The organism is Solibacillus sp. GQ1 (assembly GCF_059758555.1).
This window is the reverse complement of record NZ_JCAXEX010000003.1, coordinates 176270-197394: the sequence shown is the minus strand read 5'-3', so window position 1 is coordinate 197394 and position 21125 is coordinate 176270. Positions and strand designations below refer to the sequence as shown.

The 21125-nt window shown below is 40.9% G+C and carries 19 protein-coding genes; 6 read left to right on the top strand and 13 right to left on the bottom strand.

The genetic code is table 11. The annotated features are described in order from the left end of the window. Positions 1-120 precede the first annotated feature (120 nt). From AC6CH1_RS15195 to AC6CH1_RS15180, 4 genes are all read right to left on the bottom strand, one after another. Entirely contained in the window at positions 121-1323 is a 1203-nt protein-coding gene (locus AC6CH1_RS15195; RefSeq protein ID WP_498318310.1) for an ABC transporter permease, read from the bottom strand. After that, positions 1316-2215 carry an ABC transporter ATP-binding protein gene (locus AC6CH1_RS15190; RefSeq protein WP_427711959.1) on the bottom strand — a complete coding sequence of 300 codons (900 nt, stop codon included), beginning with the start codon at positions 2213-2215 and terminating at the stop codon, positions 1316-1318. The genes AC6CH1_RS15195 and AC6CH1_RS15190 overlap by 8 nt, the downstream gene beginning before the upstream one ends. Positions 2216-2333: 118 nt before the next feature. After that, positions 2334-2918 (bottom strand): glycosidase, encoded by a 585-nt coding sequence (locus tag AC6CH1_RS15185; protein WP_498318308.1) that lies wholly within the window; start codon positions 2916-2918, stop codon positions 2334-2336. A 171-nt stretch (positions 2919-3089) separates the two neighbouring features. Next, the gene (locus tag AC6CH1_RS15180) at positions 3090-3965 is read right to left on the bottom strand and encodes a GNAT family N-acetyltransferase (RefSeq protein ID WP_498318307.1); all 876 of its coding nucleotides are present in this window, start codon (positions 3963-3965) and stop codon (positions 3090-3092) included. A 310-nt stretch (positions 3966-4275) separates the two neighbouring features. Between AC6CH1_RS15180 and AC6CH1_RS15175 the strand changes: the two genes are divergently transcribed. Next, entirely contained in the window at positions 4276-6279 is a 2004-nt protein-coding gene (locus AC6CH1_RS15175) for a sensor domain-containing protein (RefSeq protein ID WP_498318305.1), read from the top strand. A gap of 34 nt (positions 6280-6313) precedes the next feature. Here the strand turns inward: AC6CH1_RS15175 and AC6CH1_RS15170 are convergent, their stop codons facing one another. Together AC6CH1_RS15170 and AC6CH1_RS15165 are read right to left on the bottom strand one after the other, a co-directional pair. After that, positions 6314-6799 carry a threonine/serine exporter family protein gene (locus AC6CH1_RS15170; RefSeq protein ID WP_079523805.1) on the bottom strand — a complete coding sequence of 162 codons (486 nt, stop codon included), beginning with the start codon at positions 6797-6799 and terminating at the stop codon, positions 6314-6316. A gap of 65 nt (positions 6800-6864) precedes the next feature. Then, entirely contained in the window at positions 6865-7611 is a 747-nt protein-coding gene (locus tag AC6CH1_RS15165; protein WP_251690622.1) for a threonine/serine exporter family protein, read from the bottom strand. A 175-nt stretch (positions 7612-7786) separates the two neighbouring features. Here AC6CH1_RS15165 and AC6CH1_RS15160 point away from each other — a divergent pair, with 175 nt between their 5' ends. Next, positions 7787-9178, top strand: a complete 1392-nt coding sequence (locus tag AC6CH1_RS15160; RefSeq protein WP_498318303.1) for a polysaccharide deacetylase family protein — start codon at positions 7787-7789, stop codon at positions 9176-9178. A gap of 178 nt (positions 9179-9356) precedes the next feature. Here AC6CH1_RS15160 and pxpA read toward each other — a convergent pair whose 3' ends face one another. Next, entirely contained in the window at positions 9357-10124 is a 768-nt protein-coding gene (gene pxpA / locus AC6CH1_RS15155) for a 5-oxoprolinase subunit PxpA (protein WP_498318301.1), read from the bottom strand. Between the two features lie 89 nt (positions 10125-10213). Here pxpA and pxpB point away from each other — a divergent pair, with 89 nt between their 5' ends. The 3 genes from pxpB to AC6CH1_RS15140 all read left to right on the top strand — a co-directional run bounded on the left by pxpB (position 10214) and on the right by AC6CH1_RS15140 (position 12239). Beyond that, complete coding sequence (gene pxpB / locus AC6CH1_RS15150; protein ID WP_498318299.1) at positions 10214-10915, top strand: 5-oxoprolinase subunit PxpB; 702 nt, start codon at positions 10214-10216, stop codon at positions 10913-10915. Then, positions 10909-11838, top strand: coding sequence for a 5-oxoprolinase subunit C family protein (locus AC6CH1_RS15145; RefSeq protein ID WP_498318298.1), 930 nt, complete (start codon positions 10909-10911; stop codon positions 11836-11838). The genes pxpB and AC6CH1_RS15145 overlap by 7 nt, the downstream gene beginning before the upstream one ends. Positions 11839-11984: 146 nt before the next feature. Beyond that, a complete protein-coding gene (locus AC6CH1_RS15140) occupies positions 11985-12239 on the top strand; it encodes a GlsB/YeaQ/YmgE family stress response membrane protein (RefSeq protein ID WP_251690617.1) in 255 nt (84 codons plus the stop codon). Between the two features lie 190 nt (positions 12240-12429). Here AC6CH1_RS15140 and AC6CH1_RS15135 read toward each other — a convergent pair whose 3' ends face one another. The 6 genes from AC6CH1_RS15135 to AC6CH1_RS15110 form a co-directional block, all read right to left on the bottom strand. Further along, entirely contained in the window at positions 12430-13962 is a 1533-nt protein-coding gene (locus AC6CH1_RS15135) for an MFS transporter (RefSeq protein ID WP_498318297.1), read from the bottom strand. A gap of 264 nt (positions 13963-14226) precedes the next feature. Further along, a complete protein-coding gene (locus AC6CH1_RS15130) occupies positions 14227-15300 on the bottom strand; it encodes a Gfo/Idh/MocA family protein (RefSeq protein ID WP_498318295.1) in 1074 nt (357 codons plus the stop codon). A 16-nt stretch (positions 15301-15316) separates the two neighbouring features. Beyond that, positions 15317-16192: a sugar phosphate isomerase/epimerase family protein gene (locus AC6CH1_RS15125; protein ID WP_498318293.1), complete on the bottom strand. Its 876-nt coding sequence runs from the start codon at positions 16190-16192 to the stop codon at positions 15317-15319. Then, positions 16189-17199, bottom strand: coding sequence for a Gfo/Idh/MocA family protein (locus AC6CH1_RS15120; RefSeq protein WP_498318292.1), 1011 nt, complete (start codon positions 17197-17199; stop codon positions 16189-16191). Before AC6CH1_RS15120 ends, AC6CH1_RS15125 begins: the two co-directional genes overlap by 4 nt. Before the next feature lie 63 nt (positions 17200-17262). After that, entirely contained in the window at positions 17263-18423 is a 1161-nt protein-coding gene (locus tag AC6CH1_RS15115; protein ID WP_498318290.1) for a Gfo/Idh/MocA family protein, read from the bottom strand. A gap of 22 nt (positions 18424-18445) precedes the next feature. Further along, positions 18446-19297 (bottom strand): AraC family transcriptional regulator, encoded by an 852-nt coding sequence (locus tag AC6CH1_RS15110; RefSeq protein WP_498318288.1) that lies wholly within the window; start codon positions 19295-19297, stop codon positions 18446-18448. 323 nt (positions 19298-19620) lie between these two features. On the opposite strand from AC6CH1_RS15110, the gene AC6CH1_RS15105 reads away from it, so the two are divergent. Continuing rightward, complete coding sequence (locus tag AC6CH1_RS15105; protein ID WP_498318287.1) at positions 19621-20823, top strand: ROK family transcriptional regulator; 1203 nt, start codon at positions 19621-19623, stop codon at positions 20821-20823. Positions 20824-21125 lie beyond the last annotated feature (302 nt).

Here is a 21125-nt window from a genome sequence, read left to right as displayed (position 1 = left end):
TCCGTTATAAATTTACTGTATATCCATTATATACTAATTAATGAAATTAAAAAGTCTTCCCAAAAGCTATTTTAGCGTTTGAGAAAACTCTTAAAACGTTATGAAATATTGGAACAGCTATTATTTAAATTGAATTAATTGTTTAAATGTTAAACTATCTGATTTTAGAATACCTTTCGGATATATTTTCGCAGCTATAGCGGCAAATAAGCCAATAAATAAAATCATAACCACCAATGAAATAACGATCTCTCCCGGGGCAATCGTATTATAGACAATACGGATCAGTACACTCATTGGTGCTGTAAATGGAATGTACGATGTTACTTTTGTCAAAGTGCCTTCCGGATAATCCATGACAAATAATATTTCTACTGTCAAACTCGCCATCAATAAAATTACAATTGGCATTGTTGCGCTTGATAAATCATCCGGACGACTTACCATCGATCCAACAATTGCAAATAAAGTCGCATAGATGAAGTACCCAACGATAAAGAAAATGAGGATATATGCGGCTGTCCCCCACGTAATTGTCTCTATTACAGTCTGTAAAAACGACCCTGCAGGAATCTCAAAGATACCCAAGTTTGCCCATAATAAGAGGCCGCCGATAAAGATGAATAATTGTGCTAAGCTTGCTAGACCAATGCCCAAAATTTTGCCGTACATCATAGGTACTGGTGCTACCTTTGTAATCATGACTTCCATAACACGAGAAGATTTTTCAGAAGCAATTGCTGTTGCAACATTATTGCCGTATGTTGAAATGGCTAAAAACATAATAGCGATCAACCCATATACAATAAGTAAGGCATTCGGCTCTGTTTCATATAATGATTCAAAACTGCTCTGCATTGGCGCGTTCAACGCTTGAACGACAGTCGGGTCAATTGATTGGGCAGCCACAATAGACGCCACTCTCTTTTGTTCGAGATATGATTCTAACGAGATTAGCAGTTCATTATTCACTTTTGGCATATAGATATTCAGATGCATCATGTCCGCTTGATTTTCCAATACGAAGAAGCCTGTCAGTTCTTCCGCTTTAATCTCTTCTTTTAAGCTCTCTATCCTTGCATCGTCTACAATCTGCCAGCTTCCAGTGACTCCAGCTAGCTCTTGTTCGGACAATTCTAAAGATGTATGATTCACGATTTTATACGTTTCTTCCGAACTATCCTTCGTGAAGCTATTGATAATCGCCGGGGAGGCAAAGAGCAGTACACTCAATGCCAAGAGCCCAACCGTAATATATAAGTATGCTTTTGTTTTAACCGCTTCTTTAAAAACTGTGCTGAATACAATACTGAAATTACGCAATGACATCCCCTCCTGTCCGTTCAATAAAGATTTCATGCAAGCTCGGCTCTTTTAATGAAACCCCCTGCAGTTCGAATTTCTCACCAAATTCCTGAATAAGCTGGTATATCTTTTCGGTACGCGGGATGCGTAATTTGTAACGATTGTTTTCCTGTGTGAAATCATATTGTTTTTGCGTTAAGTAGTCCCTCAAGTTGGGGGCTGCTGTTTCCAGCTCCAAGTAGCGGTAGTCATAAGAATTCTTTACATTCGCTAATTGGTCAGAAACTATCAGGTTCCCGTCTTTTAAAATGCAGATCTGGCTACAGAACGATTCAACCTGTTCCATTTGATGGCTGCAAAAAATAATCGTTTTCTTTTTAGCAATCAATTCTTTTACAACGCTTTTCAACATATCTGAATTAACCGGGTCTAATCCGCTGAACGGCTCATCTAAAATGATAAAATTCGGGTCATGTATAATCGCCGTAATTAATTGTACTTTTTGCTGGTTCCCTTTCGATAATTGTTCGGTACGCTTCTTGGCCGCATAAGAGATTTCAAGTTTTTCCAACCATTTTAGTGCCTCTCTTTTAGCATCTTTTTTGTTCATACCTTCCAACATGCCAAAGTAAATAATTTGATCTAAAACATTCATTTTGGCATAAAGTCCACGTTCTTCTGGCAAGTAACCTATTTTTAGGTTTTTCTTAGAGAAAGGCTTTCCTTTCCATAAAATTTGACCACTATCCTTAGGAATCAGCTCTAGCATCATACGTATGGTTGTTGTTTTTCCTGCACCATTTCTGCCTAACATACCAAGGATTTGTCCTTCTTCTAATTGAATGGAAATATTGTTCACTGCTTTTTTATTGCCAAAGCTTTTATTTAAATTTTTTATTATAAAGGTCATTTGCACCGTTCCTCTCTTAGCTGAACATTTTTATAATAGAAATAACGACGACTCCAATAACAACTCCAACTACAGTTCTTAAAATATTTTTCATTTTACTGCCTCCTTTTATGTTTAACTACGTAATGATTTTCTGTTCAAATGCCTTACTGATCGACTCGATATAATTCGGTACTTTAAAATAGGTATTAATCCGATAAAGTGATTGATCAATTTCTTCTGCTGACATCCCCCGTTTATGCTGGATGAACTCAAATGTATGACCAACCGCTAAATCTCTCAGGATTTTTTTATCCATCTCTTTTAAAGAAACCTCAAGTAAATTTGATATATTACTCTTAAACGATTCCATCAGTAGTACAAATTCGTCCAACCTTGTATTTTTTGTCACACTTGCCCAGCGTTCTTCATCTTTTAATAGATGGTAAATCTCCCCCATTCTTGAATCTACAAGAAGCATAATGTCTACTTCGGGGCCCTTCACTTTTTTTAAACTTTCAATAATCAGCGCAAAATGCTGGTTTGTTGTTTCAATTACCACTACATCAATACACTGTTCTTTAATCTTTTTCCGTAATGCCTGATTAAAAAGAGGAGCTTGAATGGCATAAGTATCTACTTGCCAAGCCGGGCGCTTATCACGAATCGCTATTTGTAATGCTTCGATAAACAAAGTAGACATTGAAACAATCAATACTTTCAAAATATCCCCCCTTTTGGTAATTGTCTGATTTCACTATAATTTTGTTTGTGTGATTAATGTTTAAAGGATCTTCAAAACCAATAAATCAATCATTACCGTACTTTTTTTGCATAAAAAAAACGTTCATATAATCATGAACGTTTGCTTCGTAAGCACTTGAATCTACACGGCTTACAATCCAATATAAATGTAATAATCAAGCTGGGATGACTTCATAAAGCCGGCTTTTTCGTATACATGAAGGGCTGCCATATTTTCGACTTCCACATCAAGTAAAATTGTCTTGTCACCCGAACGTAGCGCATAATCTTTCACTAAATTTAATATTTGCGTGCCGATCCCTTGGCGTTGTCTCTTCGGAGAAACTGCAAATGCTGTAATCCACTGTACTTCTCCTTCTTTGCGGGTCGTCACTGTGCCTACGACTTCACCATCAATTTCGGCTGTCCACATTACTAGGCCTTCAGTCGTTGTATTAAACTCGATCAGTTCCAATGACTCTTCACGAATATCGCCAAAAGCATCACTGAAAACCGAGACAAGTGCTTCCGTGTCCTTTTGCATAAACGGGCGTAAAGTAACAGGTCCCTCTTTTTGCAGAACTTCTGCACGGGCTTCCAATGTTGCTTCAGAAAAGCTGTATAAATACCCGTTATTTTGAAGAAATTCTTTGCCGTAATGCGAGCCTTCCACGATTAATGCAAGCTCCCCTTCACTTCCACGCATCCCCAATCCTTCTTTTAGCACGTTCAATATCGCCGTACCAATTCCAAGTTGACGATACATTGGTGCAACGATCATCGACCATTCATACGTATTTAATCCCATCAAATCGACTGCAGTACCCGCACCGACCAGCAAATTCTTTTCATCATCATATACAAGAACATAAAATCCCCGTATTTCATAGCTTTTCGCTATAGGTAAATTCATGACTTGATTTAATAGTACGCCATCACAAACAGCCGCTGTTTTACATAATTTCTGTACTTCTTCATATGTTTCTTCATCTAAAGGAAACGACACTGTTATTGCCGATAAATTCATTCTTTCTACTCCAATTCTAACTACTATAATTTCTTTATTTTAGTAAAGCTATCGAAGTAACGCAATACTCGCGCACGAATCCATTCAAATTTATCTTTCCATAAATAATATTTTCATTAAAAGCAAAACAACTTCTTGATACAATTTTTCTAGTAAAGGTGCATAAATTTAACTACTTATTACCCAATAATAAGGTATAATAATCCTATGCATGATTATTTTTTACAAATAAAAATTCATCTTAAATGACTAAACGATGTTATTTAATTATAATTGCAATATGAATTAATTAATTAAGGAGACTTAACTTATGACAAAAGAGCAAATCTATTATACTAGTACTGAGCCACTACTAGATACCCCTTTTCCTTCTTTTGTACTTTTACCTAATGGTACACTCGTTCATGGAAATCTCCGTCAATTAGACTATCCAACACAAGAGACAAAAGAACTAATCGGAAAGTCCATACACGACACGCTATTTTCAGAAGTAGGTGACGATGTCATTGAATCAATTTTAACAAGTTCAGTAGCGTTATGTTTGCACAACATTCCTCTTTCACTGAAAGGTCAATCTTCCAAAACTTGCACACTTTATACGAAGCCGACTGTCTTAGCAAATGAGCAAGCGATCTCTGTTCTTTGTATTCCAAATGAAGAAGTTCGTTTAATGGATGAAGAACAGCAGCATTTAGTCGACCTTAAAAACGGGATCCACCAATCATTCATGACCGTTACACTTGATCAGGACGGCTTTATTACTCAAACAAATCAGCCATTTTTAACAGCAAGCCGCTGGACACCAAAACGGGTCATCGGGAAAACATTGTGGCAATTATTCCCGCAAAATCCTGAATCCGAAAAAGCGGTCCTTGAAATTTGGAAAACCTTGCAAAACGGGCAAGTTTGGCAAGGTGAAGTTGAGAAATTGACAAAGGATGAGCAGCTTTACTGGGTACATTTAACGGCGATTCCGATGATGGGCCAAACATTTGAAAAGAACGAGTATTTGCTGATTGAACGGAATATTACAAAAGAGAAAAAGATTCAGTTCCAACTGGAGAAAATCGCATATATCGATACAGAAACAGGAATGATGAATGTACACCGCCTGGAACAAATTATCGGAGAAATGATTGAAGAACAGCGTCATTTTTCATTCGTTTACTTAAGTATTGATAAGTTTTACACAATTAAGGATTTACATGATGGCGTAGCCGGAAATTCCCTTATCTTAGAATTTACAAAACGCATGAAAATGTATTTCCAAGATAGTACGATGGCTCGTATTAATGAAAGTGAATTTGTCGTAATTACACCATTACCAGAATGGTTTACACAAGGTTTCCTGAATTATTTACAGCAAAATCCAATCTACAGCGGTAACGTAGCAGTCCCACTTTCATTAAGCGGCGGGATTACACGCTTCCCGGAAGATCAAATGACATTCTCTCAATTAATGAAGGCATCATTGGCTACGATCGCTTCTGTACGCAGTGCGGGCGGTGACAGCATCGTTTCATTATCAAAATCTTCACATGCTGCGTTAAACCGCAGATCAATTGTTGAAAAGCGATTACTGCTTGCATTAGATCAGAAAAACCTGCATGTTCTCTACCAGCCTCAACTTGATTTAAGAAGCGGTAAAATCACAGCTGTCGAGGCATTAGTCCGTTGGGATGATGAAGAAATCGGCGCTGTATCACCGGATGAACTGATTCCTATCGCGGAAGAGACAGGTCTCATTAATAATATCGGTTCTTTTATGCTGGAAAAAGCATGTGAACAAGCGGTCCTATGGAAAAATGCGGGCCATGCGATCAAAGTTAGCATCAACTCTTCCGTGCGCGAGTTCCGTGATAAAAATATGGCCAAGTCCATTTTGGAAACACTTGAACGTACTGGATGTCCGGCAAATTTACTGCAAATCGAAATTACCGAAAAGTTTGCATTGGAAGCTGAAGCTGAAACAGGAATTATTAAGCAAATGCGGACACTTGAAAATGAAGGCATCGTCTTTGCGCTAGACGATTTCGGTACAGGTTACGGCTCGTTCCGTTATATGCAACTTCTGCCAATTTCAATTTTAAAAATTGACCAGACATTTATTCGCTCGCTGAAATCAGAAAAAAACCAGCAGCTCGTAAACGGTATGGTACAGCTAGGAAAATCAATGAATTTGACGGTTGTTGCGGAAGGTGTGGAAACAGAAGAACAAATGCAGATCCTGACAAGCATCGGCTGTGAGGTCATTCAAGGATACTTTGTAAGCAAACCAAGTTCTACAGAAGAAATTTCTTCGTTATTAGGATAAATAAAAGCTCGTAAGGCAACTGATGATCAGTGCTTTACGAGCTTCTCTTTTTCACTTTTGTAAAGGATTGAATCGAAGTTCTACCTTTTCTCATTATACGCAGGATAATCTGCATCATTACTTCCGCAAATACAAGTCCCATTGCAATCGCGCCGGAAATCATAAATGCCCGCATGCCATTTTCCAGACCTGCAATATAGTCGAGCTCCATCACATTGCGCATCGTACTGTATGCAATGCCTCCAGGTACAAGCGGAATAATTCCGGAAACACTAAATATGATCATCGGCATCCTAAACTTGCGTGCAAAGAAATATGCTACTAATGAAACGACAAATGCTCCAAGAAAGGATGCGCGGACATCATCCAGTCCGCTTTCGAACAGAACATAATATACTGCCCACCCTACAGCACCGACGAAACCACATGCCGGGATTGTTTTGATCGGGGCATTAAAAATGACACCAAAACATGCGGTCGCAATAAAACTAATAACGATTTGAGCTAAAACATGCTCCACCAACGAACGCTCCCCTCCAATCGATCATACCTTGGAATGATCGCACTCCGAATTGATCCAAAAACTTATAGCGAAAGCACAAGCGCAATACCTGAACCAATCGCAAACGCTGTTAAAAAGGCTTCGGCACCTTTTGCCATCCCTGCTGTGAAATGCCCTGCCATTAAATCGCGGACTGCATTCGTAATGAGCAGTCCCGGCACTAGTGGCATGACCGAACCGATAATTATTTTGTCTATTTCCGTACCAACATTAAAATGCACTGCGAGATATGCAACAGCACCCACTCCTACCGATGCTAAAAACTCTGAGAAAAATTTTACGCGGGTCATATTATGAAGAATCGTCACAATATAAAGACCGACACCCCCTGCAACAAAGGCTGCCGGGATATCCGAGATTGTTCCATTAAACAGTAATAAGAAGGCACTGCTCGCTAAACATGCCGCCAAAACTTGAACGGAAATCGGAAGGAAATAATTTGTTTTTTCTATCTTCTTTAACTCGTCATACGCCTGCTCTAATGTTATCATTTGAGATGTAAGCTTACGTGAAACATTGTTTACAAGCACAATTCGATGTAAATCTGTAATTCGTGTTGGAATCGATGTAATTTGTGTAGGCTGTGTTTTACCTAGGGAGAAAATAATACCTGTTGGCGTAACATAGCTTTGTGCATTCATCATATTTTGAGAACGGGCCATCCTTAGCATCGTATCTTCCACTCGATACGTTTCAGCACCGCTTTCAATCATAATACGACCAGCGAGCAAAAAGCAGTCGAGCGCCAGTTCAGTATTTTCAGCATTCATTCAAGGGACCCCCTTCCACTTCTTAGCTCATATTACTTGAAGCAATCGGAAAATAACAGTCTTTTTTCGTGCAAATTATGCTGACAGAACTGCGTATTTCCTTAAAGTTTACAATGACCCTCATTCTGGTCAATATGAAATAGATTATCCCAATTAGAAAGGAACCCGATACATCATGACAAACCCTTACAGAAAACGGCGTGGTCCTTGGATTGATTTAACTCTTATTGGTGCTATCGGCTTTTTAGGTGCCATTATCGTTTTTTTAACTTTTTTAAGCGATGATCCGATTTTCCGGCCCAGCGACAAAACATCCGCTAAAGAGCATACCATTACGGAGGAAGCATCAAAATTCCCGGGAATAAAAATTGTTACAGATCGCTCTGATAACAAGAGATTGCCCTATACCGTTCAATATCCGCTAACGGAATACGAAGCTTTTAATAACACGGTAACGACTTATATAGAACAATCAAAACAATATTACATAAGCATGATGCGCCTGCAGCAGGGTTCAAAGAAGTTAGCAGGCGACCTAACGATAACTGTTGAAACATTCGAGCATGATCATTATTACTCCTTTGTTTTAACAAATAAAATGATTTTAAATACCGAAGAGAAACAAACAACGATTCAAACGTTTCTAATTGATTATGAAACAGGCGATTTGATTGATATTCGTGATCTTTTAAATGAGGATTTAGAAAGTCTAAAAACTTTTGCAGCACATATCCAATCGGAATTGCTTAAAAATCCAGCTTATAAAGAGGATGTATTAGAAAAGGAGCTCGCATTCGCTACCGAGCCAAAATGGCGTTTATTTAAACGTTTTGCATTGAAAGATGACTCCCTATTCATTTACTTTAATGAAGGTGAAGTGGCAAAGACGGAAGCAGGTGTACCAGTAATTGAAATTCCGTTATCATTCATCAATCCGCTTTTAGCATCTGATTTCCAAATAGTGATGCAATCCGAAAGTACGATCATTCCTACTGATAAGGACTCATCAAAAAAACGGATTGCCCTTACATTTGATGACGGTCCGCACCCGGAAGTAACAAAACAGATTTTAGCGCTTCTGGAAAAGTATAATGCCAAGGCGACATTCTTTATGCTTGGAAGCCGCGCGCAATATTATCCGGGCTTAGTACGTGAAGTGCTTGATTGCGGTCATGAACTCGGTAATCATACGTGGTCGCATCCTGTTTTAACGAAAATGTCTCCTGCTGAAATTGAAAAGGAGTACATTTCCACAGAGGAAGCGATTATTCATGCAACTGGCGAACATTCAACTGTTTTCCGCCCACCTTATGGGGCGATTAATGAGGAGATTCGTAACGCAATACCATGTAAATCGGTCAACTGGACGATTGATACTCTCGACTGGAAATACCGCGATTCAGAAAAGCTGTTCCCGATGGTGAAAAAAGCATTGCATAATAACGCAATCGTGTTAATGCATGATATCCACCAATCTACAGCAGATGGACTGGAGCCTGTCCTTGCCTACTTACAAAAGGAGGGCTATGAATTTTTAACGGTTTCTGAAATATTACCGTATCATTAAAAGTAACTTTAAAAAAGAGTGGTGGTTTATAATCGCCGCTCTTTTTGCGTTAATCCTCAGATGCCTGTACTTATTCCTCAATTGAGGGTAATTAATCCTCACTTTCATCGGGATAATCCTCAGATGCTTGCACTTAATCCTCACTTGAGGTCAATTAATCCTCACTTACCATTAGGCCTCACTCAAACGCTCGAAATGCCTGAACTTTTACCCCCTGCTGTTCCAGTTCCTGACGTGCGCGTTTTGCGAATTGCACCGCATGCTCCCCGTCTCCATGCACACAAATACTATGTGCCTGCAGTGCTACTTTCGTTTGCTGAACAGAGGTTACTGTCCCCTCTTTCACCATTTCAATAATTTGTGCAATCGCCTCTGCTTCGTCTGTTATAAGTGCATTTGGCATAGTGCGTGATGTTAATGTACCATCCGCCTGATATGTACGGTCCGCAAATACTTCACGGACTGTATGTAAGCCGTATTTTTCACCGGCAGCAGTTAATTGACTTGATGCCAAACCATATAAAAGAAGCTCCGGTGATATATCATAAACGGCCTTTGCGATGGCATCGGCAAGCTCCTCATTTACCGCCGCCATATTATAAAGTGCTCCATGTGGCTTCACATGCTGCATCATCACGCCTTTTGCCGTCAAAAACCCTTGCAGTGCACCGATTTGATAAACAATTAGATCATATGCTTCCTGCCATGAGATGTTCATTTCCCGCCGCCCGAAACCGTTTAAATCAGGCAATCCTGGATGGGCACCGATCTGCACATTATTCTTAATCGCAAGCTCCACCGTTTCGCGCATGACTGACGGGTCCCCTGCATGAAATCCGCACGCGATATTGGCGGACGTAACATAACGAAGAATCTCCTCTTGCTCCCCCAGCTTATAGCGCCCAAAGCTTTCTCCTAAATCACAGTTAATATCTACTCGAAACATAATGTCTCCCCCAACTTTGGAATTATCTGAATGTTATGCTATTATCATGCCATACATAATGATTCATTCCAATAATGAGGTGACATTTCATGCCGGCACTGCAATTCAAACAACTTAGCGACAAGGCACTGTTCGTTCAGTTCAGTATGACGATCAACGAACAAACCCACCAGCAAATCCAGCAAGCTATTGCAATTTTACAGGAGCAGCCATTCCCGGGGCTAATCGAAATTGTGCCTAGCTATACAAACTTCTGTGTGTATTACGATCCTTTTACAGTGCAGAAATATTTGCAGCAGACCCAAACAACAACGAGTGCTGAAAAGGTTCAGCAATATATTAAAACCTTGCTTGAGCACCAACAGAAGGAAGTTCCCCAAGAAAGTCGGTTAATAGAGATTCCCGTGCTATACGGCGGTGAATACGGACCTGATTTAAAGGAGGTTGCAAACATCAATGGCTTAACACCAGCAGAAGTGATTGCAATCCACACATCCAAGGAATATCTCGTCCACATGCTCGGCTTTGCGCCGGGTTTTCCGTTTTTAGGTGGAATGGATCAACACATTGCAACACCGCGCCGTGCTACACCAAGACTTGAGATTGCGGCCGGTTCTGTCGGTATTGCAGGTGAGCAAACGGGCATTTACCCACTTTCAACACCAGGAGGCTGGCAAATAATCGGCCGTACGACGAAACGATTATTTTTACCGGAACAAAATCCGCCAACATTACTGCGAGCCGGTGACCGCATACGCTTTGTCGTGGTTAAGGAGGTTACTTCATGCTAAACGTTATTAAACCCGGGTTGTTCAGCACCGTTCAAGATGCAGGTCGTATCGGTTACCAGCAATACGGTGTTATTGTAAGTGGTGCCATGGATGCTGTCGCTTTCCGCATCGGCAATGCCCTGCTTAAACAGCAAAATAAAGCAGCAATTGAAATGACGTTACTTGGTGGTTCATATGAGTTTGAGAAAAAGACTGCGATTGTACTGGCAGGCGGGAAAATGCACGCAACAGTTAACGATAATCAGGTTCCGATGTATAAAGTAATTCCCATCAATAGAGGAGATGTATTAAAATGCGGTGCCATGCGAAAAGGTGCAAGAAGCTATTTATGTATTGCGGGCGGCTTTTCTGTTGATGAAATACTCGGCAGCCGCAGCACTTATTTAAAAGCTGGCTTAGGTGGTTTTCATGGACGACCGCTTCAAGCAAGTGATTCGATTCCTTATGGAAAATCGACCATTCCATATCATATATATCAAATCAAAGTAGATCCATTTTATGAGCGGAAACCTATTCGCCTATTAAAAGGGACCGAGTGGCATGAATTCAGCCCTCAAATGCAACAACACTTCATCGAACAGCACTATACAATTTCACTTGAAGCCGACCGCATGGGCTACCGGCTGGAAGGGCAAAGCGCGATTTCATTGGAAAAACCGTTTAATTTGCTTTCTGAAGCCGTTACTATCGGGACGATTCAGCTTCCTCCAAGCGGACAGCCCATTTTGCTGATGGCGGACCGACAAACAGCGGGCGGCTATCCGAAAATCGCACAAATTATTACGGCCGATTTGCACCGTGTTGCACAGCTCATCCCAAAACAGCCTCTTCATTTCGAATTGGTCACACTTGAGCAAGCAGAACGGGCTTATTTCCAGCTGGAACAACAGCTGCGGTTGTTGGAAACTCTTTTGAGAAACTAGACATTTCACAAAAATTCTTGAGTACCATCCACAATCTCCATTAAAATTTTCACAACTTTTTTTCTTATAAATGTTTGAAAGAGGTCAATAAAGGTTATAAAACACTATCGCGAAATAGTTAAAATAAAAAATAGGAGATGGAAATTATGAGTTTTATTTGGTTCTTAATAATTGGCGGGGTTATCGGTTGGCTAGCAGGAGCAATTTTAGGTAAAGATGTCCCAGGTGGAATTATCGGTAATATTATCGCAGGTATTGTTGGTGCATGGATTGGTGGTATGCTTCTAGGAAGTTGGGGACCTAAAGTTTCTGATTTCTATATCGTCCCAGCTATCATTGGTGCAATTATACTTGTGTTCATTGTAAGCTTTATTATGAAATCAATGCGTAGAGCTTCGTAAGCTAAATAATCGTTTAGTTTATATTTTAACGGTAAAGTGAACTCTATGTAAGCAACTAAAAGCGGTCCTCCACAATTTGATTTGGGGAGAACCGCTTTTACTTTGTCCTTACTTTATATCCATTTTTTACAGTTAATTAATTTAATTTTCTGAAAACAATATTCCCATTCTAGATAGGACTGAGTAGTTTTCACTTCGGATTTAGAATAGTGTTCAGCATATCTTCACTTTCACCTACTAGTTCCGCAGATGGTTCACTCATTCTTTTTTCTTCAGCTTTTTCCTTAGCTTCAGCAATTGAAGTCTGGATTTCAGCCATTTTCTTGCTATCCAAATGATAGAACTTCATTGCGATTAAAGAAGCAATCCACCCAAGAACCGGAATTCCAAATGCCAGGAAGATAGTCATTCCATATAGGGAAGTTGTTAACGTATCCCCAATTTCAGGGAAAGTTTCTTTATATCCGATCAATGCTACCGCAAAACCAACAAGAGCCGGAGCCAGCGACGAAATCAATTTATCGACGAAGGAGAACAGTGTTCCGATCATCCCCGGCACATAGCGGCCAGATTTAAATGTTTCATAGTCGGATATATCGGCAATCATCGGATTAACTAAGGCAGATGGCAACGCTCCGAAGCCCATTCCCAATGTGTACAAGACAATAAAACCGATTGTGGCAAGACCCATATCGCTAAGTGAAATTGTTGTTGGATCAATCGTGAAGAGGAAAGCCACCAGCATCCCAAACGCTAAGAGACCGATCCAAGTTGATATGACAAAAGCTTTTTTCAAATCCGTTTTGCGTGCATACCATACTCCCGCAAAAGTGATGAGCAGCGTCGGTACAATGATAATCATTGAGATCGTTCCGCTTAAACTGTAATCCCCCAGTAATATTCCAAATAACATAACTACAACAACTGCATGGCGCAAGACGCTTAACGTTAATTTATCACTGGAAGCTGCAATGATAAGCATTTGCAACGGTCGATTTCCTTTTAAAATCGGCCAATAATCTCGAAACTTCGTTTGTACTGTTAAATCTGCGAGGCCATAAAATTCTTTCTGATCTTTGCTCGCGATGCCTATGACAGCCAGCACTGTAAATATAAAACCGGCGAGTATGGCATAAGTATTCAACTCATGGAATAAAGCCATTGTAAATCCATCGTGCTTGATTACTAAGTAGGAGGCTATAAATACTTGTCCACCGGTGAACAATATCGTGTTGTTGACACCGTCAAATACTGCAAAGAGCGGACGTTGTTTCGGATCGTTCGTCAGCACCGTCTGAGCCGCTTTTGTACAAGCTGTCTGCATCGTATACCCGACGACATAAATTGCATAGACTAAGATAAAAAATACCAATTGGAGTGACTCCGGCAAAAGATGTGTGACATTGTACATAATCAAAATGGATCCCGCTAAAATGATATTCCCTATAACCATCATCGGACGGAATTTACCGAATTTTGATTCTGTCTTATCGATGATAAAGCCGATAATCGGATCTGTTATCCCATCAAATACGCGCATCAATGTCAAAATGGTGCTGACAGCCACAACTGTCAATCCAACAATGCCTGTAGCGTAATAAGTGACAAACGCTAAAATGAACATATACAAATTGGTTGCCGTGTTATTCAGTGTGAAAAATCCAATCTGCCAAATTTTCGCTTTATGGTACGTATGGTCTTCGTTGAGTGCTGCAGCTTTCATTGAATCTCCTCTTTTCTACCATAAGAATTTTTTGTTGCTTCTTTTTCGATTCAAACATTTGATGAAGGCGCTTTCAATATTTTCTTGAAATTTTTGTGCTTACTATAAGTTTGATATGGAAAACACTATTTGTTTAGTCAACAAACTAAAAGTAAGCACAAAATCAATCAGATTTTTCAATACTCAGAAAACTTTATTTAAAAGCCGTTTCACTTTCCAGTACATAAAACAGCTAGCGGAACGGCTTCCTTATTGCTTTGTTACTTACCGCGAGACGACGACAGCCTGTTCCTGTGCGATTAGGCAAAGCTCAGCTGCCTTGAATGCATGCTCTTGCGTCATAGCATTCTCAGTGCGATTGATACAGTCTTTGATGAATTCCCCGAAAAACGGATAGCCGACAGTCCCTGAAAGACTGTAATGCTTTTCGCCATCCTTGTTAACAAGATATAAGTGATCACCCGTTTCTTCACGCGCCACATCCAGATATTTTCGAATTTCGATGGTACCTTCTGTTCCGGTGATGAAAGTGCGGCCATCACCCCATGTCCGCAATCCGTCCGGCGTAAACCAATCGACTTTGAAAATTTGAGTGGCACCATTATCTCCAAGCAGCGTGGCATCTCCGTAATCCTCGAGCCCAGGATAGTCCGGATTATTGTAATTGCCGACTTTACTGTGCAGAACCTCCGCATCTTTACAGCCAGCATAATATAAAAATTGTTCAATCTGATGGCTGCCGATATCACAAAGGATTCCGCCGTACTGCTCTTTATCAAAAAACCAGTCCGGACGGTTTTCTGCATTCAAACGGTGTGGTCCGAAACCGGTCACTTGAATAACTCGGCCGATTGCACCGTCCTTAATAAGCTGTCCTGCAAAAACCGCACCTTCAACATGAAGACGTTCGCTGAAATAAACCATGTACTTCTTCCCGGTCTTTTTAACGACACGCTTCGTCTCCTCCAATTGGGCCATCGTGGTGAATGGTGTTTTATCCGTAAAATAATCTTTCCCGGATTCCATTACCCGGTTTCCAAGTGCACTGCGCTGTGAAGGAATGGCAGCTGCGGCGACCAGTTTCACTTCATGATCGTCCAGTATCTGATCGAGCGATTCTGCTATTGCCACTTGTGGGAATTTCTCGACGAATTCTTCCACTTTTTTTGAGTCCGGATCATAAACCCATTTCAATGTCGCGCCTGCCTCCAGTAAGCCGTTGACCATTCCATAGATATGGCCATGATCAAGAGCGGCAGCCGCAATCGAAAATTCACCTTCCTTCACTACAGGATTCGGTTTTCCTTTCGGCGCATATGTCATTCCGTCTTTACTCATTTATTTCGACCTCCTGTCATTTAACCGTTGCCTCGAACCAGTCGGCATATCCGAGTTTACGTAAATTCTGCGCTGAAATTTCCAGACATTCGAACGGGTCGCGACCGTACGTATCATCCTGTTCCACTAGGAAATACTTTGCGCCGCTTGCAAGCCCTGCATCAATGACTGCCGGGATATTCATATTCCCTTCACCGACTTCCGCAAATTCAATTAAATTTGTAAATTTATTGAAGAACTTTGGCATATCCTTGAAATCTTCCTCATTCAAGTCTAATTGGCCAATGCGGTAGTCCTTTAGATGTAATAAAGAAATCCGGTCTTTATACTGAGTGATAATATCAACCGGATTTTCACCAGCGCGCTGAATCCAATGAATATCCAACTCGAAACCAAGCTTGGACGTATTGTTTTTAATCAAATCAAGAAGGTACTCACCATCAAATTTTTGGAACTCGACATGATGCGTGTGATAGTATAGTTCGATTCCCTGTTCTGCCAGGCTATGCGCCATGTCTTCCGCTTTTGAGATAAACTGCATGATTTTTTCTTTGTCGCCCATAATCGTCAGCGGCAGCATGCCGATGCGGAGGAAATTACAGTCCAGTGTTTTGCAATCCTGAACAATTTTATTAAAGTCATCTGTCAATGTTTCGCCTGGCATTCCTGGCATTATCGGGTCCAGCGAAGCTGATAAAGCTGCTATTTCGATATTGAAATCCTGGCTGGCTCTTTTCAGCTCAGAGACATTATTTTCAGTCATTGGGATTTGCGAGACTTCCACTGCGCGATATCCCAGTTCATTAATTTTTCTCATCGTTTCGTAAACGCCGATTTCCTCGACTTTATCTTTCAGCATCATCATTTGTACGCCGATTTTCCCTTTTTTCATTGATATACCCCCATTGCAATCTGTTTTCTGCTAATGCTTGACTGACGGATGGCATCAATCATTTCCATTGATACTTGCGCATCTTTTGCTTTAATATAACCATCGGTATTGTGCCGGATGCATTCATAGAACTCATTGATCAATTTCACATGGCTTGCGCCGTAATAAAATTTCATGCCCGGCAATTTCCGATCTTCTTCTAACTTCAGTTTCGTTCCGTCCACTAGTGTCTCGGTCAAAATGCTATCTTTAATCGTGAATTTACCTTTTTCAAATAGCAATTCGAGTTCCACTGATGAATTCTCCGCATTGGCATTCGTCGCAAATAATAGACCCTTCGCTCCATTTATAAATTCGATGCTGGCCGTTGCCGTATCTTCTACATCCAATCCATAATCCAGCAATTCATCGATGGAACCTTTGATTGTCTTAATTTCTCCACCGAACAATTGCATCAGATCTATCGTGTGAAGCGCCTGATTGATCATCACCCCGCCACCCGCATACTTCATTTGGCCACGCCAAGGCTTGATGTCGTAATACTCTTTCGGACGGAACCAGGCGACAAGTCCTTTTATACCTAGAATCTTTCCATATTCCCCGCTTGCTGAAATCTCCAGCAGCTTTATAACTGTCTCATTCCTCCGGTTTTGTAGTGAAATCCCGATTTTGATATTTGGATTCAACGCTTCCAATTCAACCAACAATTTGCCTTCATTCGCATCCAGCGCCAACGGCTTTTCCTGAAAGACATGGATACCTTTTTCAACACATGCTTTTGTTGCCGTGTAATGAAGATGATGTGGCAGGCAAATATGGACGCAGTCTAGAGTTTCTTTTTCTAACATCTTATGGTAGTCGGTGTAAAACACTGGCCCTTCGACTGTGCCTTCCATCTCCGGGTCGATATCACAAACTGCGGCAAGCTCGACATAGGGGTTGCTTTGAATGGCTGGAATATGTATTTTTGAAATATCTCCCAAGCCGATGACTCCTATTTTCAGCATATGGATTCCCCCCTCTTTAAAAAACAAATCAACACCGGCAATGGTGATGAGTTGTTTTTATTATTATTTTTGGATTAACAAGCTCTTTTCTTCTTCTATTTTTTTCAATAATTCAGCGAAGTACATATTTTCATCTACCGGTAATTCAACTTCTTTGCCGAGCCAGCTTGATAGATGAATTGCGTTGGCTAATGCCACTCCATAGATTCCGTCGCTTCCTGGTGCGAGAAGTGGTGTACCATCCAGGACATTGTCTGCAAAATTTTTGAGTACGCTTGTGTGCTGTACACCCCATTCGTCTTTGAATTCCAGCACTTCTTCATCATAGATGTCGTCTGCGCCACCCCCCATAAAAATTTTCATAACATCCTGCATGTCCATGCTCGCACTCATTTCAGCTTCCGGACGTTTCAAACGTTTGATGGTCACTTTTTTGCTGTCGTCAACAATGATTTTTCCTTTGTCGCCGTGGATTTCAAAACGGTCCGTTCCCATGATGTCGTGAGTTGCTGTGATGAAGACGCCTGTTGCGCCATTGCCGTAATCGAACATTGCCGTCACTTCGTCTTCCACCGCGATGTTTCGTTGATAGCCGTATTTGACATTGGAATAGACTTTTTTCGGCATACCGGCGATCCATTGCATCAGATCTAGCTGATGCGGAGCCTGATTTACAAGTACACCGCCGCCTTCACCTTCCCAAGTTGCTCTCCAAGCGCTTTGATCATAATAGCCCTGAGGACGCCACCAAGTCGTGATAATCCAATTTGTGCGGCGGATGCTTCCAATCTCATCGTTATCTATGATTTCTTTGACTTTCTGATACAGTTCATTGGCGCGCTGATTGAACATGATGCCGAATGTCAGCTCTGGTTTAGTTGCTGCAAAATCATTTAGTTCCTTCACTTGTTTCGTGTAGACGCCAGCTGGTTTTTCCAATAAAGAATGAATGTCTCTCTTCAGCGCCTGGATCCCCATTTCAGGATGCAGGTAGTGCGGGACACAAGTGATGATAGCATCGACATTGCCGCTCTCCATCATGTCAATGTAGTCTTCATAGAACGGCACAGACGGATATTTTTCAGCCGCCAGTTCTTTTTTCGCCGAATCGATATCGCAGATTGCCCCGATTTCCATATTCGGTACTCTGCCCTCAGCGATAAAGCCTGCATAAGCGCCTCCTTGAGCTCCCAAACCGATAATTCCTAATCTCACTTTTTTCATATTCATTCTCCTCCCACGTATTTTATTTTCGATTTCGGTAAGCTTTTGCTGTCATCCCGACTTTTTCACGGAAATAACGGCTAAAATGAGAAATGCTTTCGAAACCGCTTTCATGCGCAATATTTTTTAAGGTCTTCTCAGGTTCGTTTTCCAACAATTGTTTGACTCGGTTCAAACGGCAACCCATCACATATTCCATGATTGTGAAGCCGGTCATCTCTTTGAAGACATGTGAAGTATATGATTTGCTTAAGTTCAATGCATTCGCAATCGACTCAATCGACAATTTCATCTGGAAATTTCCTTGTATGAAAGAAGCGATATTCTCAGCATGCATTTCTTTTTCAGCTTTTTTGCTTGGAATTTTCAAGGAATGGACTTGGCCAAGCTGATTGACGGCAACCAGAATCTGCAGAAGCAGGATTTTCGTGTTTGCTTCTTTTCCGACACCTGTAAAGTCATTATTCCGTTGCACTTCTTCAAGGCGCTGTACCAGTTTTTCCAACTCTTTTGATTCTTCGTTCTCTTGTGTACGGATCAGGCAGTAATGCAATTTTTCGAAGACGTCCAGCAAATGCAAACCGTCCACTGCCTCTAAAGCCTTTTCCATCCATTGCGGTGAAAAATGGATTGTGCTGCGGACATACTCGCTGTCCGGCGATATATTCGGTTTGTGTAGAGCCATGCCATCCATTAACAGAATATCTCCTGGCTCAAGATCATAAATCTGGTCATGAATCAAATAACGGCAGGATCCGGCATGGAAAAAATAAATCTCATATTCTTGATGGGAATGGTAATCGATATAATCCCAGTATGTTTCCATCTTGTAATGCACCATAAGCGGCTGTTCAATTACTAATTTACCTTTCATATGAATCTACCCCCATTTTATATGATTCTCAGATAATTTCATTAGCTGAAAGTGCTTACATTGTTCATTAAATTATCTGAGAGTGCTTTATTAAAAGATTATTCAGATAATTATTTCAAAGCTTCCCTATTTTGTACAGTGCTTCCTTTTAAAAAACCGGATCGGCACTCGAAACTCCATTATTTCGCTCGAAAATGTAATTTTTATAGGTGATGCCCTAACCTTAGCAAGCCTTTGTGGTATCCTTTAGTTATAGATAACTTCGACTGCAGTCACGGCCAAAAAGGTTTGGGCAAAATGATTAAGCAATGGAGGAAAATGATATGGTTACGGTAGACGGATCTTATATAAAACAGATAAACAGAGGTTTGATTCTGCAGCAAATCATCGAACATGGCATGATTTCCAGAGCCGACCTGTCAAAAAAGGTTGGCTTGAACAAAGCCACAATATCCGTGCAGGTAGCAGATCTGCTAGATGAAGAGCTGATTTATGAAATGCATCAGGAGCACCATAATGTAGGGAGACGTCCCGTCATGCTGTCATTAAACCGTCAAAATGGTTTTGCACTAGGCATCGATCTGGATCATAAGAATATCACATATATTCTTTCCGACTTACTCGGCTATCCTGTACATACTGAAATTATTCCGTTAGAGACTTCAAATTACGAAACCGTTGTGGAACTATTGGCTACGCAAATCATTAAATTTCAGGCTCAATGTTCGGACAGCCGCTACGGTTTAATCGGCGCAGTCATCGGCGTTCATGGCACTGTGGGAAAAAACGAGAAAGCTTTTTTTGTCCCTCAGCACCAATGGCGTGACAAGGACCTGAAAGTCGATCTCGAAAAAGAAACCGGTGTATCCGTGCTAATCGAGAACAATGCCAATGCATCGGCTTTTGCTGAAAAAGTCTTTAAATCCCAGGACAGCGAAAACCTGTTGTCTATTTCTATGTATTCTGGCATGGGACTTGGTATCATCATGGAAGGCGAACTTTTGAAAGGCTATAACGGATTTGCTGGCGAAATGGGCCATATGATTGTTGTTCCAGACGGTAAGCTCTGCACTTGCGGCAATAAAGGCTGCTGGGAAATGTATGCTTCAGAAGCAAGGTTCCTGCAGGATCTCGCCACTCTCAAAAACAAGAGCAATCTCAGTTACAAAGATGTGGAAAGCTGGCTTGCAGCTAAAGATCCGGTTATAATCCGAAAAATTGATGAATTCTTTGAATTTCTGGCAATTGGATTGAATAATATTATCAATCTTTATAACCCCGAAACAATTGTACTCAATAGCCAGGTGCTGAAAATGTATCCCGGCGCCATCGATTGCATTAAAAGCCTGTTGAAGTCTTCGGTCAGCCAGTACCGTGAATTGAAGCTTTCGGATCTTGGCAAAGATGCATGTGCGATGGGAGCATGTGCCCTTGCCATCAAGAGCTTTCTGAAAGTTCCCGAGCTGCGCTTAGATTTATCAAAAAATCATCTACCTGCAGATGATTGTGCGGGAACGATCATCTAAAAGAAGCGGCTGGGACATAGCCCAAAAATGCTATTTTTCTCTTTGAGAAAAATAGCATTTTTTTGCTGTTCGTTAAAAATTGATTTCCATTCCGGGACGCTTTCCACGAGCACGGCCTGAGCCTGTAGTCTCAGGCGTCGTGCTGTTTCCCTAGGAGTCGCCCTTCATTCCAATCAATTTTATAAAATATCCGTTTCTTAATAAGGTTTTTCCTCTTATTCAACAGTACTTCTTTTATGTCCCAGCCTATTCTCGTTGGTTATGAAACTTTTTTTCATTATATGAAACCGTAACTTGCTCTT